The sequence below is a fragment of the Streptomyces justiciae genome, assembly GCF_015163075.1.
Taxonomy (GTDB): Bacteria; Actinomycetota; Actinomycetes; order Streptomycetales; family Streptomycetaceae; genus Streptomyces; species Streptomyces justiciae.
On sequence record NZ_JADDXU010000011.1, the window covers coordinates 285,085 to 301,976 of the forward strand.

Sequence of the window (16,892 nt, forward strand, 5' to 3'; positions counted from 1 at the left end):
CCGCCGCCCGGGCCTGCCGGTGGCCTACGGTCAGCCGCCGACCTGCTGGTTGTAGCCGTCCACGATGTTCTGCAGGGCCTTGTCGGCCGACTGCTGGCCGTTGATCGCCTTGCCGAGCTCCGTCTTGGTCGGGTCCTCGGTGAGGCTCTTGCCCTTCAGCACCCAGTTGGTCTGCGCGCTGTTGAAGTAGCCGGAGATCGGGTCGTACAGCGGGATCTCCTCGTTGTAGAGCTTGAACGCCGCCTGCGCCGCCTCGGACTTGAAGGGGTACTCCGGGTTCAGACCGCTCTCGACCGGCAGGAAGCCGGACGCCTCGCACAGCGCCTTGTAGTGGGCCGGCTCGTACAGCCAGGACAGGAACTTCGTCGCGGCCTTGGCGGCGTCGGCGTTGTTGTTGAAGCCGACCGTCATGCCGCCGCTGTTGACGTCACTGGCCTGCACCGGCTGGGCCGGGGTCGGGACGCTCGCCCACTCGAACTTCTTGATGCTGTCCGCGAAGGCGGGCACCTGCCACACGCCGGACCAGTAGGCGACGACGTCACCGCTCTGGAACATGGCGGACGGGTCGGCGCCGCTCGTCCACACCGACTTCGGCATGGTCTTGTCGTCGTTCCAGCCGACGAACGTGTTCACGGCCTTCTTGGTCGCGTCGTCCACCGAGAACTTGCCGGAGTCGTCGGCGTGGACGTACTTGCCGCCCATCTCGTACACCATGGCGCGCAGTCGCGACGGCGACTGGTCGAAGGTCAGGGAGTACTTGGCGTCGGTCTTCTCGCGGACCTTGTCGGCCGCCTTGATGAACTCGTCCCAGGTCCAGGTCTTGTCGGGCGAGGTCGGGTACTCGACGCCGGCCTTCTCGAACAGCGACTTGTTGATGAACATGCCGGACGCGGTGACGTCCGAGGGGATGGACAGCACCTTCCCGGACGAGTCCTTGGCGACGAAGTTGCCGTTGATCTTGTTGGTCTTGTTGTTGGCGATGGAGCTGAGGTCGATCAGCTTGTTCGACCAGATCGGGTCCAGCGCCGGGACGGCGGCCACGTCGGGCAGGGAGTTCGCCTGCGCGGCGTTGTGCAGCTTCGTGGTGTAGCCGTCGTAAGGAATGTTGACGAGCTTGACCGCGACGCCGGTCTCCTTCTTGTACTGCGCCACCATCTTCTTCCAGCCCGCGTCCTGCCCCGGAACCGTGGAGATCCAGAACGTCAGCGACTTGGAGGTGCCGCCCGAGTCGGAGCCGCCTCCGCAGGCGGTCAGCAGCAGGGCACCTGCCGAAGCCACGGCAGCGAGGGGAACCAGGCGGCGCACACCGCCGCGGCCGAGTCGGCGAGAGCGCCGCACACCCACAGTGGTCATCTTCGATCCCATTTCGTGGTAGGGGACGGAGCACGGCGCCGACACAGGCGGCACGGGTGCATTTTGCAAGAAGGTTTGCTTTCCCGAGGGCGCGGCCTCGCCCGGCCGCGTCGCCTTGATCGGGTGGGATCCCCGGCCATGAGGGCCGTCGTCGCACAAGCTCACCCTCGTGCGGCTGCCGTACGTCACGTACGGCCGGGACGCTCACCCTGAGCCGGTGTCCCGACCGGCTTAGAAAGCGCTTGTCCGGACATTGGCAGACCGATGCGAAACCGTCAATCCTTCGCCCGCACGGCGTGGGTCACGGTTTGGACTCCCCGGGCCACCGCGAGCCGTGCGGCACCCACGACGGTGCCCAGCTCACCGAGAGTGCTGCTGACGACCTCGGTGGGCCAGCTCAGCCGTTCCAGCTCGGCCCTCACCCCTGGCAGGAGCTGCGGATCCGAGCCGGTGCTGCCACCGAGGACGATCAGTCCGGGGTCCAGCACGGCGGTCACGGCGGCGGCCAGCCGGCCCACGTCCACGGCGTGCCGGTCGACGACCGCACGGGCCGCGGCCCGCCCCTCGCCGGCCAGCGCGAAGAGCTGCTCCGCGGTGTGCGGGCAGGGCCCCTCCCCGTCCTGCCAGGCCTCCGCGGCCCGGCGCAGCAGGGAACGGGCGCCGATGTACTCCTCCAGCGCCTCGTGGCGGGGCTGGCGGTCGTCGTCCCAGGGGTAGGGCAGCCGGGCGAGCTCTCCGGCGGCCCCGTTGGCGCCCGAGAGCACCCGGCCGCCGACGACGATGCCCAGACCGATACCGACGCCAATCCGCAGGTAGCCGAAGGTGTGGCGGCCCTGGGCGGCGCCCTCGTGCAGCTCTGCGAGGGCGGCGCAGTTCACGTTGTTCTCGAGGTGCACGGGCACGCCCCGGGGCAGCGTGACGGCCACGGCGTCGAAAACGGGCCCGGCCTTGGCGGTGGCGGGCCGCATGCCCGCGCCGTCCTGCTGCGCGGTGACGTCACCGACGGCGACGACGATGGAGCGCACGGGCGCGTCCGCGGGCAGCGTGAACAGCGCCTCGCGGACGACGTCGGCGGCGTCGGCCCGGGAGCCGGTGGCCTCGGCGAGCAGGGAGCCGTCCAGGGCGCAGCCACGGACGCGCGTGAGGGCCGGCCCCAGGTCGATGGCCAGTACGGCACCCGCGGCGGGTCCGAGCCGGTAGACGGCGGCATTGCGGCCCGTACCGCTGGACGCGGTGCCGGAGTGGGCGGCGAGCCCGACGCTCTCCAGCTCCGCGACGGCCGAGGACACCGTCGGCTTGGACAGCCGCGCCAGGCTCGCCAACTGCGGCCGCGTCGCACTGCCCGCCTGGGCCAGCACGGTGAAGACGGCGTTCGCGCTATCGGTCAGACGGGGGGCGATAGCCACGTCATATTCCACATGTCCCCCACAGGTCACGGGCCGCGCTCCCGGTTCGATCGCGTTCGATCGACTCGGCGGGAGGCGGCGATGGGATGGCTCGGGCAGCACGCGTTCCCGCCCCCGCGGCGGCCCGGACGGGCCTACCCAGGGGTCGAGTGTGTGATGCCTCTTGACGCACTGTACTTCGTTAGTTAACTTCCTAACGAACGTCACGGTACTCGCCTGCCGTGGTCCGACAGAGGCCCGTCCCGGGGCTTCCCTAGTTCCTGAACTGCCCTTCCTCCAGGCACGGTTCGCCCGCCGTCGCAGCATGACGCAACGACGAAAGAGGATCCGTGCAGGAAGCCTCGTTTTCCGGCCCTCTCGTGCTCGGCATCGACGTGGGCGGCACCAAGACGCACCTGCGTGCGCTCGCGGGAGACACCCCGGTGGCCGACCATGTCCGCTTCAGTGTGGGCTGGCGGCCGCACGACCCCGTGGCCGCCGCCGGCTGGCTGGCCGCGCTCGTCGCCGAAGCCCTGCCGCCGGGCGTCCGCCCCTCCGCTCTCGCCGTGGGCGGGCACGCCTGCGAGACCCCTCGCCAGTGCGCCCAGATCCGCACCGCCCTGCAACTCCACTTCGACGTGCCCGCGCTGGTCGTGGGCGACGCCGAACTCCTCGCCCCCGCTGCGGGCCTGGAGAAGGGGATCGGCCTGGTCGCCGGGACCGGTTCGGTCGCGGTGGGCAGGACCGCCGACGGCTCGCTCGTCCAGGTCGGCGGCTGGGGCGCGGTCCTCGGTGACGAGGGCGGTTCGGCCGGTCTCGTCCGCGAGGCCGCCCGCGCCGTATGGGCCGCCCACGACCGCGGGGAGGAGCCCGACACGCTCGCCGCCGGACTCGTCGCCGCCTTCGAGGTGCCCGAGGTACCGGCCCTCGGCGCGGCGCTCGAACGCGCCCAGGACGTCTCCGCCGAATGGGGCCGGCACGCCCCGGCCGTGTTCGCCGCCGCCGAGGCGGGCTCGCACCTCGCCCGCACGGTGATCGCCGACGGCGGCCGCGAACTGGCCGCCCTGGTCGGACGCCTCGCCGCACGCGGCGTCGCGGTCGACGACGTGGTGGTGGCGGGCGGCACGATCCTCGCCCAACCCCTCTTGTACGACGCCTTCACCACCGCCCTCGCCGACAGCGTCCCGACAGCCAGGCCACAGCCGCTGCGGGTGCCGCCGGTCGAGGGGGCGGTGACGCTGGCGCGTTCACTTCTGTGACACCCGCCGGACGCCGGGCCCACCCCCGTCCGACACAACTCGCCCGTAGATCTTCGCTCGTACGCCGCAGAAAGCGCATACGGCCCGTTCGTCCTCCCGCGCCCCACGGCAGTCCTTCGCACGACTCCCCCGGCCGCCACGGCCGAAGAACTCAAGAGAGGCAGCCGCATGCCGTCCACCGCCGGGCACCGCTCGCACACGCCGGTCACTGAACTCGCCCCGAGCAGAAGGGGATTCCTCCGGACGTCCCTGGGCGTCTCCGCCGGGGTACTGGCCGCGCCCACCTTCGCCTCCTGGCTGGGCGCCGCCGACGCCAAGGCCGCCGGCGCCGCCCTCGCGTTCGTCGACGACTACAAGACGAACGTCGTCGCCAACCAGACGCCCGAGACCAACGCGGTCATCCGCGCCCTCGGCGGCTTCGCCGAGATCTGGAAGACCGGCGGCGCCTGGAACACCGGCACCCCGCTGCTGCCCGAGATCCTGCGCGCCAACATGCGCTACTGCGCCCGCCTCACCCAGGGGCGCACCGAGGCGCAGGCGAAGGAGGCGTTCGTCTACGACCGCCAGCACCAGAGCTACGCGATGATCGGTGCGCTCGGTCCGCTCGCCGACCTGTACAAGTCGGGTGCCAAGGCGGTCACTTCGATCACCAGCGCGCCGGACACCACGCCCGCGACCACGATCAGCGACGCCGTCCCCGCCGACGCGCCCGCCGGCTCCGCGCTCGGCGCCGGCTCGTACACCTCCGACCTCGGCCAGGTGGCCAAGCTGGTGGACACCGTGCGCGGCCCGTTCGCCTCCGGCAACCCGGCCAAGTTCGCCTTCCAGTACCCGCGTCCGTGGCGCATGAACGAGGACAGCGAGGTCGTCGACACCGGGAAGACCGACGCGCTCGGCTACCCGGTGTACGACTCGGACGTGGTCGTGGTGACGCAGTTGCTGCGCCAGCGCGGCGCCACCGCCTCCGAGGACGGCGGTTTCCCGAGCGGCCACACCAACGCCTTCCACCTGGCGGCGCTGGCGTTCGCGTACGCGGTGCCGGAGCGCTTCCAGGAGCTGGTGACCCGCGCCTTCGAGCTCAGCCACACCCGGATCATGTCCGGCATGCACTCCACCGTCGACGTGCTCGGCGGCCGGGTCATGGCGACCGCCCTCGCCGCCGCCGCGCTGGCCGACCCCGCGAACGCCGACCTCAAGGCCGCCGCCCGCGCCCAGGCCCTCGCCTACTTCCAGGCGAAGACCGGCACCACGGCGGACACCCTCTTCGCCTACGCCCACCCGGAGTCCGGCGATGCCTACGCCGACCGCGACGCCAACGCCCGCCTGGTCGAGCCGAAGTTGACGTACGTCCTCACCCGGCACGGCCGCAGCGAGCCGCTGACCGTGCCCAAGGGCGCCGAGGTGCTGCTGGAGACGCGGCTGCCCTACCTGGACGCCGACCAGCGCCGCGAGGTGCTGCGCTCGACCGCGCTGCCCTCGGGGTACGTCCTGCTGGACGGGTGGGAGCAGTGGGGCCGCCTCAACCTGTTCGCCGCAGCGGACGGTTACGGCTCCTTCGACTCCGACGTCACCGTCACGCTCGACGCGTCGGCCGGCGGCTTCCAGGCCGCCGACAGCTGGCGCAACGACATCGACGGCTGCGGCGGCCTGACCAAGCGCGGCACCGGCACGCTCACCCTGACCGGCCACAACCGCTACACGGGCGGAACCGTCGTAAAGGAAGGCGTCCTGGCCGCGGCCTCCGCGCACGCCCTCGGCCACGGCGACGTCCGCGTCTCCGGCGGCACGCTGACGGTCGCGACGGCCAAGTCGGTGCAGATCCACGGCGGTTACGCCCAGGAGTCCGCGACGCTCGACGTCACCCTGCGCTCGGGCCGCGGCCCCGCGCTGGAGGTCACGCGGCGCGCGGTGCTCGGCATGGGCAGCGTGCTGTCGCTGCACCTCGACGCCGAGAGGCCGCCGGCCGTCGGCAGCGTGGTCCGCGTGCTGAGCGCGGCCGGACTGCGCGGCCGGTTCGACCGGGTGGAGCTGAACTCCGAGACGCTGCGGGCCGTACCCGTCTACACGGCGGAAGGTCTGTCGGTACGACTCCTGAAGCGGTGACGTCCCGCGAGGCGGGAGCTGATGCAGAGTAGGCGCATGAGGCGTCCTCGCATCGCTCCCGCTCCCGTGCGGCCCCGGTCATCGCGGGGCGGATGATGGCGCGCGAACTGCACACGGTCCTGGACCGGGAGCCCCTCCCCACCGCCCCCGCGCGCCCACCACGCCGACGGCCCTGGCTGGTGCCGCTCCTGGTGTGCGTGCTGCTCGCCCAGATGGCCGTCGCGATGGTGACGACGGCGGTGCAGCAGACGCCGACCATCGACGAGCCCGTGTACGTGGCCACGGCCACCGACTACCTCCACGAGCACCGCGTCCGCTACAACCCCGAACACCCGCCGCTGGGAAAGCTGGTCGTCGCGGCCGGCCTGGCGTTCGCCGACCCGCACTACGATCCGTCCTTCGCCGGCGACCAGGGACAGGTCGGACGGCATCTCCTCTACGAGTCCGGCAACGACCCCTGGCGGGTGATGCTGTGGGCCCGGCTGCCGGTGATCGCGCTGACGCTGGCGTTCGGGCTGGTCGCGTTCGCGTTCGCGCGCGACCTCATGGGCCCGGCGGGCGGGGTGGTGACGCTCGCCCTGTACGCCTTCTCCCCCGACCTCATCGCCCATGGCTCCCTCGCGACCCTGGACGTACCGGCGGCCGGGTTCCTGCTGACGTCGGTATGGCTGCTGTGGCGGGCCCGGCGCCGACCCCGGCTGTACGTGCCCCTCGCCGGGGTGGCGGCCGGGGCAGCGCTGGCCACGAAGATGAGCACGCTGGCGGCGGTTCCGGTGCTGCTGGCGCTCGCGGGGTGGTCGGTGTGGCGCGCAGACGCCGACGCCGACTCCGATACCGGGGAACGCAGCGCGGATGGCGTGGCATCGGCGGCGGAGGGCGCGACGGGGGTCGCGGGCGGCAGGGCGAGGGTCGCGAAGGGAGTGGCGGCGGCCGCGGGCGGCTCGCAGACGGTCGCGAAGGATGCGGCACCGGTCGCAGGCGGCGTCGCGAAAGGAGCGGCGACGGTCGCTGGCGGCTCGGAGACGGTCGCCGATGACATCACTCCGGTCGCGGGCGGCGCAGCGCCGGTCGCGGGCGGCGTAGCGCCGGTCGCGGGCGGCGTAGCGCCGGTCGCGGGTGGCGTCGCGGCGGTCTCATGTGGCGTCGCGCCGGACGCGAGGAGTCGGCGTCAGGCGCTGCTGCGTGCGCTCGGCGGCGCTGCCGTGCTCGCGCTGGGCGCCGTGGTCGTCGTATGGGCGTCGTATCTCGTGGTCGATCCGCGGTTGCGGTGGACGCCGGAGGAGCCGGTTCCGGTCGTGCACGGGCTGCGGGCGGTGCTCGTCGATCTGCTGCCGTTCCCGGAGGCCTACCGGGACGGGATGCGGGTGCAGTTCGGGTTCGAGGACTATCCATGGCAGGGCTTCCTGTTCGGGCGCCTCTACACCGGGTCCCTCTGGTACTACCTGCCGGCCGCGCTGCTGGTGAAGACGCCCCTCGGCATGCTCGCCCTGTGGGCCGCCGGTGTCGTCGCCGTCGTGGCGGTACGGCGGTTGCGGCCCGCGGCGCCCTATCTGCTGGTGCCCACCGCCGTGCTGCTCGGCGCCGCCATGACCGGCTCACGGGACTTCGGCACCCGGTACGCGATCTTCGTGCCGATGTTCCTGGCGGTGGCGGCGGCCGGGGTCCTCGCGGTGCGGTGGCGGTGGGCGGCGGCGCTGACCGGGGCGCTGGTGTTGTTCGTCGCGGGCAGTTCGCTGCGGACGTACCCCTTCTATCTGCCGTACTCCAACGAGGCGTTCGGCGGCCCGGACCAGACGCATCTGCGGCTGCACGACTCCAACGTGGACTGGGGCCAGGACCTGGGCCGACTGGCCGACCGGCTGCGGGAGCGGTATCCGGGCGAGCGGATCTGGCTCGTGTACAAGGGCGCCGGGGTGCCGTCCTACTACGGCATCGAGGCGGCCGATCCGCGCAAGGCGCCGGCGGCCGACGTGCGCGGACTGCTGGTCGTGTCGGACTCGGCGGCCGCGAAGGCCACGGGCCGACTGGCCGAACTGATCGACAGCGCCCGTTCGATCGACCATATTGGTCATTCGATCACGGTCTATCGACGGTGACACCCGTCCCTCGTGAGCCACTTGAGCATGCGTCCGCCGGGCTCCGGGGGCCGGTCCACAACCCCTGGTCACGGCGGTGCGTGAGCTATGTTGAGGCACTGTGGAAGACAAAGGAGACGCACCCGTGCCCTCGCTGCAGCAGGCACGTGCGCAGGCATCCGCGATCACTTCGGGGAAGTCGGTTCCGGAAGCGGAGGCCGCACCGACTTCCCAGCTCAGAACCCTCTTCGACCGGCCCCGGCTGTCCCCTGGGCAGCGTCGGATCGCGCAGTATCTGATCGAGCACATCACCGAGGCGGCGTTCCTTTCGATCACCGATCTCGCGGAGCGCGTCGGTGTCAGCCAGCCCTCGGTGACACGGTTCGCGGCGGCGGTGGGGTTCAGCGGCTATCCGGCGCTGCGCGAGAAGTTGCAGTCGATCGCGCTGGGCACCCTGGCCGGCGGGCCCGTCGCGGCCGAGGAGAACCGGGGCAACGAACTCCAGGCCGCGGTCGACGCCGAGATCGAGAACCTGGAGAACCTGCGCCGCGACTTCGCCGACCCCGACCAGGTCATCGACATCGGCCGCGAGTTGTCGGCGTCGACGCCGCTGACCGTCCTCGGGGTGCGGATCTCGGTGTCGCTGGCGGAGTACTTCGCGTACGCGGCGCGGCGCGTCCATCCCGACGTGCGGCTGGTGACGCTGGGCGGGAGCGTCGCCTACGACGCGCTGTTGCAGTCCCGTGAGGCGGGCGGCACCTGGGTGCTGGCGTTCTCGATGCCCCGGCACGCGCAGGAGACGCTCACGGCGCTGCGGGTCGCGCGCAGCGCGGGTCTGAAGGTCGCCCTCATCACCGACCTGGCGCTCGGGGCGGTCGCCGACGAGGCGGACGTCGTCTTCGCCACCGGTACCGGCTCCCGCCTGGTCTTCGACTCCTACGCCGCCCCCGGCGTGATGGCCGCCGCGCTGCTCCAGGCCATGACCGACGCGGACCCCGAGCGCACCCAGGCGCGGCTCGAGGAGTACGAGCAGATCTCCGAGCAGCACCAGTTCTTCCTGCGGGACTGACCCCGCCCCCTCCGGCCCCTTCGGCCACTCCCGACGAACATCCTCACAACGGGATCAACCGGCTCAAATCACGCATGAATGTTTTCATACGTCTTGCAAAGAGGACGGCATATATAAATACTGCTCACGGATCGCGACCGGGCCGCTCCCGGGAGGCGTTCCGCACGACGTTCCGCACCTCCGTCCCCCAGCACGGACATCCGAAGCCGCCGTCTCCTACCCGCGTCGGCGCCCCGGATGCCCGGACGGGCATCGCCTGCGCGAGCGCCCGTGGCGGCGGCCCCGGTCATCCCCTAGGCCGGGGCCGCCCAAAACCGTCGGACCACCCCACACGACGCCGCACACCCGGAAGCGATGACCATGACTGTGACGACGACGACGCGCATCAGCCCGGACTGGCCCTGCCAGGTCAAGCAGCCCGGCAGCTACGACTGGGAACGCTCGGCCGCCAAGTGGCTGCGCGAGCTGGTGCCGGCCCGCTACGCCAGCTATCCGGCGCTCATCCGCCACCCCGTCCTGCTCGCCCGGCACGCGCAGATCCAGGTCCAGCACGAGATCCGGGTCGCCCGCACCGCCCTGCAGACGGCCCGCGCCGACCTGCCCGGCCTCGGGCTGCCCGAGTCGGTCATCGAGCACACGATCAAGCTGTACGCGGCGGAGGTGCTGCAACTCCAGCACATCGCGCGCAGCGTCCGCGCGGTCACCGGCGCCCTGATCGACCACAGCGCCGGGCGATAACGCCGCACGTCGGCGAAAGTTCCCCGACCCCGCACTTTCGAGTGAAGCCGGTCCCGGCAAGACCACCGTCGTGGTCCGCTCCATGTGCGATGCTCATGGCGTGACGACCGAGCCCGCCATCCCAGCGGAGTCCGGTTCCGCACCCGACACGGTCGCGCTGGCCAAGATCGTCGCCAGGCAGCGTGCCGAGATGGACCGGTTGCGGGACCAGGCTGCGACCTCGACCGTCGTGGAACGGGCGAAGGGTGCCGTGATGGCCCTGACCGGCTGTTCTCCGGACGCCGCCGGCGAGGAACTGGTCAAGCGCGCCAAGGCCGCCCACCGCACGCTGCTCGAGGAGTGCTGGCTCACCCTCGGCGACCTGGTGCCGCCCCTGAGCGCCACGGCGCCCGAACCCGGTCCCCGCCCCACCGTGCCCGAGATCCCGTTCGCGCTGCGCAGCACCGCCGACCTCGGACGGCTGGGCAAGGCCCTGGTGCGCGTGGGCACGCCTCAGGACCTGGCCCGCTGTCTGCTGGAGCATCTGTCGCCGGGCGCCGAGGCCGACGCGATCATGATCTTCGCGCGACTGCCCGCCGGGGGCCTGGAACTGATCGGGCACGCCGGCATAGACGAGACGCTGGCGGCCCAGTGGCGCCAGGTGCCGCCGGTCGGCGGGATCGCGCCGCTCGAAGCGCTCCGCAGCCGGGAACCGCGCTGGCTGGAGGACATCGGCTCGGACAGCGAGCGGCATCTGCTGATCGGCGACCCGCCCGACCGCTGGCGGTCTCGCGCCTGGGTGCCCGTCGTCGCCGGGGACACCGCCGAGGTCTGCATCGGCTTTCTGCGCGCCCGGGGCGGACCGTTCGCCGCACACGAACGGGAGCATCTGCTGGCGGTCTCCCAGCTGTGCTCCGGCCGGCTGCGCGCCTTCGACTCCCGCACCGAACCGGCCGACGCCAGCCCCGTGCAGGAGGTGTTCGACGCGCTGCCCGGGGCCAGTCTGCTGCTCGCACCGCTGCGTACCGCGTCCGGCGAGGTCGAGGACTACCGCATCGCCGCCGCGACCGAGGAGGCCTTCGACGCACTCGGCCGCACCGGCCGCGAACTGATCGGGCTGCGGTTCCTGGAGTGCTTCCCGAACCTCGCGGGCGAACCGCTGTGGCGCGGGTGCCTGCACACGCTGGCCACCGGCGAACCGTACGACGGCGAGCCCTTCGTTCAGCAGGCGATGGTGGCCGGGGTCGCCGAACTGTCCACCTTCACGGTGCGGGTGGCGAAACTGGGCGGTGCGCTCGCCCTCACCTGGATCCGGCACGACACCTCCGACCTCCAGGAGCAACGGCTCGCCGACGTCCAACGGCTCGGCAACCTCGGCTGGGCGAACTGGAACCTGCTCACCCACGAGGTCGGCTGGTCCTCCCAGGTCTACACCGTCCTCGACCGCGATCCCGCCGACGGCCCCCTGCGGATCACCGCGCTGCCCGACCTCGCGCTGGCCGAGGACGCGCCCGCGCTGGACCGCGCCGTCGGGGACCTTGTGCGCCGCGGCCGCCCGCTCGCCATGCCCTTCCGGATCAGGGCCGCGGACGGCGTCCGGCACCTGCGGATCGTCGCCGAGGCGGTCACCGACGTGCAGGGCACCCCGGTCGAGGTGCACGGCTTCCTCCAGGACCTCACCGCGCAACGCAGCGCCGAACTGGCCCTCGTCGAGAGCGAACAGGCCATCCTCACGCAGCACGACGTCCTGCGCGCCGAACGCACCCTCGCCGCCAGCCTCCAGCAGGCGCTGCTCCCGCTGCCCACCCGCCCCGTGCGGTTGGCCGGACTGCGCGTCGAAGTCGCCTACCTGCCCGCCCAGTCGGGGGTCCATGTCGGCGGAGACTGGTTCAGCGCCATCGAACTGCCCGACGGCGACGCCCTGTTCGTCGTCGGCGACGTCGCCGGGCACGGCCTCGACGCCGTCGCCACCATGGCCCAGCTCCGGTTCACCGCCAAGGGCATGGTCATCACCGGCTCGTCGCTGACCGGCGCGCTGACCCGGCTCAACACCCTGCTGCTGCACTCCCGCGACTCGCACGGCACGGCCACCTTGGTCCTGGCCCGCTACTCCCCCGCCGAGCACCGGCTGGTGTGGGCCCAGGCCGGGCATCCGCCGCCATTGCTGCAACGCGGCGGCGAGGTCCGCTATCTGGGCCGGCCGGGCGGCATGCTGCTCGGGGCGAGCGCGTCACCGGCCTTCGAGGAGGCCGACATCCTGCTGGAACCGGGCGACCGGCTGCTGCTCTACACGGACGGGCTGGTGGAGCGGCCCTCCGAGGGCATCGACCGAGGCCTGAAGCGACTCTCCGAGGCGGTCGTGAGCCACCAGGCCGACGGGCCCGGCTCGCTGCGCCCGCTGCTGGCGGACCTGCTCGAAGGGGAGCGGCGCGACGACGTGTGCGTGCTGGACATCCGGGTGCCGGAGGACGAGATCTGACCTCCCGCGCTGACGGAGGCGCCGGTCAGGGCGTGTCGTCGTCGCGGTGACGCCAGTACCAGATCGCGCCGATGACGAGGGCCAGCAGGAGGACGGTCGGGAGGACGAGGCCCGGGACGCGGGAGAGGGTCATCGGCGTGGCCTTCGGTGGCAAGGTGCGCTGGACCACCCATGATGACGCCCCTCGACACGTCATCCGTGCTTCTTTTGCCGGGCGATGCCCGGCGTTCGACCGGGGCCGCGCCGAAGTCAGCCGCCGCCGGTGGTCGTCCTTGCTTCCAGGTCGCGGCGGGTGTCGTCGCCGTAGACGCCGGTCTCGTCGCCGCGGATGCCGTACCAGAGCTGGAAGCGGGCGACGGCCTCGGTGAGGCCGGGGTCGTAGGTGCCGTTGGTGGAGCCGTTCTCGTAGACGTTCGGGATGCGCAGCAGACGCTGTTGGAGGTCGGTCACCTCGGGGCCGCTGTCGCCCTCGCGCAGGGTGCCGGCGCCGTCCGGGTCGGTCGTGGCGGGTGCGGTCGGCGAGGCCGGCGGGGTGGAGGGCGCGGGGGTCGGTGCGGGTGCGGCCGTGCCGTCGGCCCGGCCCGGGAGGAGCAGGGCGCAGCCGAAGCCGACCAGGGCCGCGGCGCTGACGGCGACCACGATCGCGGCGCGGCGCAGCCCGGGACCGAAACCGAAGCCGTCGCCGCGGCCGACGGGGCGGCGGATTCCGCGTGACCTCACCTCGAAGCGGCCACGGACGGGCGGCAGTTCCTCAGTCGCACCCTCCGCGCTGAAGTCCTCGGCACCGAAGTCGGCCGCGCCCAAGTCCTCGTCGACGGACGGCCGTCGCGGCATCATCACGGACTCGAAGCCCGTGGTGCGTGCGGGCATGTCCTTCATGAGTTCGGCGAGGGCGTCGGTCCGGCGCGGGCGCAGCACACGGATCGGTTCGAGGACCGGGCGGTCGTCCGGCTCCCCGGGCTCGGGCGATGTCGACACGTGGTTCTCCTTCCGTCCCCGTGCTTCGGGTAGGGATACGGGTCAGACGACCGGGCGGTTCATCCCCACCCGCCGACAAGAAACGATCAATACGATCGATTCGGTGGGATCCATTGAGCGTTTGAGCGATACCGTGCTAGAAACCGCCGTCATGACGACTCGTTGGTCACGTCGCGGCTTGCTGGCCGCAGCCGCAAGCACCGGTACCGCCGTCGCGCTCGGCGTCCCCGCCCAGTCGCACGCCGCTCCCCAGTCCGCCGTGCGGGCCGCGGAGGCGGACGAGTTCACGACCCTGCGGGCGAAGTGGCGCACGCTGATCCTCGGCGAGGGCTTCAGCCCCACCGCCGAGCCCTTCAAGAGCCGGCTCGCCGAACTGGGCACCACCGCGACCCAGTTGCGGTCCGCCATGGCACCGGCGTCCGGTTCGCTGTGGCCGGACCTGGTGTACGCCGACCCGGAACCCGACACCGACCAGGAGTCGTACGGCTACTCCGGCAACCTCAACACCAGCTACAACCGCCTCAACACGCTGGCCCAGGCCTACTGCCAGCAAGGCACCGGCCTCACCGGCGACGCGACGCTCAAGGCCGCGATCCTCACCGGGCTCGACCACCTGCACGACGAGGTCTACAACGCCGGCCAGACCCGCTACGGCAACTGGTACAGCTGGCAGATCGGCGCCCCGCAGGCGCTGCTGGACGTGTGCGTGCTGATGTACGACTCCCTGTCGGCGACGCAGATCGCGAACTACGTCGCCGCGGTCGACCACTTCGTGCCCGATTCGGCGGTCGCGAGCTACAGCGGCACCAGCACCGGCGCCAACCGCGTCGACCTGTGCCGGGTGCTGGCGCTGCGCGGGATCGTCGGCGCGAGTTCCGCGAAGGTCGCGCTGGCCCGGGACGCCCTCTCCCCGGTCTTCCCGTACGTCACCAGCGGCGACGGCCTCTACAAGGACGGGTCGTTCGTCCAGCACACGACCGTGCCCTACACGGGCTCGTACGGCTCGGTCATGCTCGGCGGGCTCGGGATGCTGTTCGCGCTGCTCACCGGGTCGACCTGGCAGATCACCGACGCGAACCGGCAGATCGTGTTCGACGCCGTGGAGAACGCCTGGGCTCCCTTCCTCTACAACGGGCTGGTGATGGACGGCGTCTCGGGCCGGGCGATCAGCCGGGGCGTCTCCGCCACCGACGCCAAGCAGATCCAGCAGAACGACCATCTGCGCGGTCATCCGATCCTCGCGTCGATCGTCCTGCTCGGGCAGAGCGCGAGCGCCACCGAGAACGCGCGCTGGCGCGGTCTGGTGAAGGGCTGGATCCAGCGCGACTACTACAGCCCGCCGATGAGCGACCCGTCGCTCGGGCTGACGGGGCTCGCCCGCCTCAAGGGCGTCGTCGACGACACGACGGTCACCGCGATCGCCGAGCCGACCGGCCACCGCCTGTTCACCGGCATGGCGCGGGCCACCCACCGCAGACCCGGCTGGGCCGCGTCGATCAGCATGGCCGACCGCAGGATCACGTACTACGAGACCGGCAACGGCGAGAACCTGCGCAGCTGGCACACCGGCTCCGGAATGCTCTACTGGTGGGGCGACACCTACGCCAACGGCCAGTACAGCGACGCCTTCTGGCCCACCGTCGACCCGTACCGCCTGCCCGGCACCACGGCCTCCCGCACGGCGCTCGCGGACGCGGCCGGCGGCGACTGGGGCGCGTCGCTGCCGGACGTGAACTGGGTCGGCGGGGCCACGGACGGGCAGCGGGCCGCGATCGGCCAGTACCTGAAGGGACTTCAGTCCACGCTCATGGCGAAGAAGTCGTGGTTCTGCGTGGACGACTCGATCGTCTGCCTGGGCGCGGGCATCAAGTGCACCGACGGCACGACGGTCGAGTCGACGATCGAGAACCGCAACCTCGGCCCCACCGGCGGCCATTCCTTCACCGTGGACGGCACCGCCTACCCGGCCACCTACCCCTGGTCGCAGACGTTCACCGGGGCCGGCTGGGCGCACATCGGCGGCATGGGCGGCTACGTCTTCCCCGGCGGCGCGACCTTCGACGCCCTCCGTGACACACGTGACGGGAAGTGGAGCGACATCAACAAGGGCGGCTCCACGACGGTCCTCAACCGCAAGTACCTGACGCTGTACGTCGATCACGGCACGAACCCGACGAACGGCGGCTACGCGTATCTGCTCATGCCGGGCGCCACGGCCGCCCAGACCCAGGCGCGGGCCGCCGCCACCGGCTGGCTGACCGTCCTCGCCAACACCGACGACCAACAGGGCGTGGCCGTACCTTCGTCGGGGTTCACGGGCGTCAACTTCTGGTTCGGCGGCACGGTCGGCGACCTCGTCGCGAGCGACCCGTGCTCCGTGACGATCAGCGAGAAGAGCGACGGTACGGCGGTGATCTGCGTCAGCGACCCGATGCGGATGCGCACGAGCCTCACGCTCACCTGGAACCGGGCGGTGTCCGCCGTGCTGTCGAAGCCGGCCGGTGTGACGTCGGCGACGACGGGATCCGCGCTGCGGCTCACCTTCGGGGACATGACCGGCCTGGCCGGAGCCTCCCAGAAGATCACCGTCACACTCGGCTGAGGAACCGGTGCAGGGACGTCTTCATCGCCGTCACGAAGGCGTCCCGCGCCGCGTCGCCCAGCACATCCAGCGACAGATACGGGTTCAGGTCCTCCAACTCCACCAGCAGCAGCTCGCCGCCCGGCGCGCGGCAGGCGTCGACGCGCTGGATGCCGTGGTCGAGGGTGTTCCAGTCGACGAACCGGCGGGCGAACTCCAGGTCCTGCGCGGTGGGTTCGTACGGCTCCAGCTGCCAGCGCCGGTCGGGGTGCGGGGCGAAGAGGGCGTACTGGAAGTCGTGGTCGACGAAGTAGAAGGACACCTCGTAGGCGAGGTCGACGCAGGGCTGGACCAGGACGTCCCCGGTCGCGAGGGCGCGTGCCTCGTCGGCGGGGACGATCTTCAGGCCCATGGAGTCGGCGCCGAGCTTCGGCTTGACGACGTACCGGTCCGTGTCCGGCAGCCGGTGCAGGTCCTCGGCGCGGTCGACGGTGGGGATGACCGGGAAGCCCGCCGCGTGGAGGTCGAGCAGGTACTGCTTGCCCGCCATGTCGGCCTTGCCGGAGAGCGGGTTGTAGACGCGCGCCCCGGTCGCCAGCGCGTGCTCGCGGAAGGTGTCGTAGGCCTCCTGGTACGTGAGCACGGGGCCGCTGTTGCGTACGACGACCGCGTCGAAGGAGTCCATCAGGGCCACTGCGTCCCGGGGGCCGCACAGGGCGAGGTCGAAGTCCCCGCGCAGCCGTGAGGTCAGGAAGATGTCCTCGTCGCAGTACCGCCGCCCGCGTGCCTCGTAGGCGAGGTCGGTGACGTACAGGATGCGCGGCATGCGGGGTCTCTCCTCGGCTGGTCTCCTCGACGGCGGCGGGAGGCGATCGTATGCGGCGGGCGTCCGT

Annotated in this window: 12 protein-coding genes; 7 read left to right on the forward strand and 5 right to left on the reverse strand. The window is 71.8% G+C overall.

Features of this window, described 5'->3' with window-relative positions; translation table 11 throughout:
* Positions 1 to 30 precede the first annotated feature (30 nt).
* Positions 31 to 1,353 carry an extracellular solute-binding protein gene (locus IQ210_RS29235; protein ID WP_194082147.1) on the reverse strand — a complete coding sequence of 441 codons (1,323 nt, stop codon included), beginning with the start codon at positions 1,351 to 1,353 and terminating at the stop codon, positions 31 to 33.
* A 275-nt stretch (positions 1,354 to 1,628) separates the two neighbouring features.
* Complete coding sequence (locus IQ210_RS29240) at positions 1,629 to 2,759, reverse strand: ROK family protein (protein WP_256784738.1); 1,131 nt, start codon at positions 2,757 to 2,759, stop codon at positions 1,629 to 1,631.
* A 329-nt stretch (positions 2,760 to 3,088) separates the two neighbouring features.
* Between IQ210_RS29240 and IQ210_RS29245 the strand changes: the two genes are divergently transcribed.
* The 6 genes from IQ210_RS29245 (at position 3,089) to IQ210_RS29275 (ending at position 12,440) form a co-directional block, all read left to right on the forward strand.
* Entirely contained in the window at positions 3,089 to 3,997 is a 909-nt protein-coding gene (locus IQ210_RS29245) for an N-acetylglucosamine kinase (RefSeq protein WP_194082149.1), read from the forward strand.
* Between the two features lie 168 nt (positions 3,998 to 4,165).
* Positions 4,166 to 6,100: a phosphatase PAP2 family protein gene (locus IQ210_RS29250; RefSeq protein ID WP_194082150.1), complete on the forward strand. Its 1,935-nt coding sequence runs from the start codon at positions 4,166 to 4,168 to the stop codon at positions 6,098 to 6,100.
* A 92-nt stretch (positions 6,101 to 6,192) separates the two neighbouring features.
* A complete protein-coding gene (locus tag IQ210_RS47355; RefSeq protein WP_228048484.1) occupies positions 6,193 to 8,196 on the forward strand; it encodes a phospholipid carrier-dependent glycosyltransferase in 2,004 nt (667 codons plus the stop codon).
* Positions 8,197 to 8,320: 124 nt separating this feature from the next.
* Positions 8,321 to 9,244: a MurR/RpiR family transcriptional regulator gene (locus tag IQ210_RS29265; protein WP_194082151.1), complete on the forward strand. Its 924-nt coding sequence runs from the start codon at positions 8,321 to 8,323 to the stop codon at positions 9,242 to 9,244.
* Between the two features lie 354 nt (positions 9,245 to 9,598).
* The gene (locus tag IQ210_RS29270; protein ID WP_194082152.1) at positions 9,599 to 9,982 is read left to right on the forward strand and encodes a hypothetical protein; all 384 of its coding nucleotides are present in this window, start codon (positions 9,599 to 9,601) and stop codon (positions 9,980 to 9,982) included.
* 82 nt (positions 9,983 to 10,064) lie between these two features.
* Complete coding sequence (locus tag IQ210_RS29275; RefSeq protein ID WP_194082153.1) at positions 10,065 to 12,440, forward strand: SpoIIE family protein phosphatase; 2,376 nt, start codon at positions 10,065 to 10,067, stop codon at positions 12,438 to 12,440.
* Positions 12,441 to 12,465: 25 nt separating this feature from the next.
* Here the strand turns inward: IQ210_RS29275 and IQ210_RS29280 are convergent, their stop codons facing one another.
* Together IQ210_RS29280 and IQ210_RS29285 are read right to left on the reverse strand one after the other, a co-directional pair.
* Complete coding sequence (locus IQ210_RS29280) at positions 12,466 to 12,609, reverse strand: hypothetical protein (protein ID WP_194082154.1); 144 nt, start codon at positions 12,607 to 12,609, stop codon at positions 12,466 to 12,468.
* 80 nt (positions 12,610 to 12,689) lie between these two features.
* Entirely contained in the window at positions 12,690 to 13,418 is a 729-nt protein-coding gene (locus tag IQ210_RS29285) for a peptidoglycan-binding domain-containing protein (protein ID WP_194082155.1), read from the reverse strand.
* A gap of 151 nt (positions 13,419 to 13,569) precedes the next feature.
* Between IQ210_RS29285 and IQ210_RS29290 the strand changes: the two genes are divergently transcribed.
* The gene (locus IQ210_RS29290; protein ID WP_194082156.1) at positions 13,570 to 16,020 is read left to right on the forward strand and encodes a polysaccharide lyase 8 family protein; all 2,451 of its coding nucleotides are present in this window, start codon (positions 13,570 to 13,572) and stop codon (positions 16,018 to 16,020) included.
* Here IQ210_RS29290 and IQ210_RS29295 read toward each other — a convergent pair.
* Positions 16,007 to 16,825 carry an ATP-grasp domain-containing protein gene (locus IQ210_RS29295; RefSeq protein ID WP_194082157.1) on the reverse strand — a complete coding sequence of 273 codons (819 nt, stop codon included), beginning with the start codon at positions 16,823 to 16,825 and terminating at the stop codon, positions 16,007 to 16,009. The two genes, IQ210_RS29290 and IQ210_RS29295, sit on opposite strands and share 14 nt — an antisense overlap.
* Positions 16,826 to 16,892 lie beyond the last annotated feature (67 nt).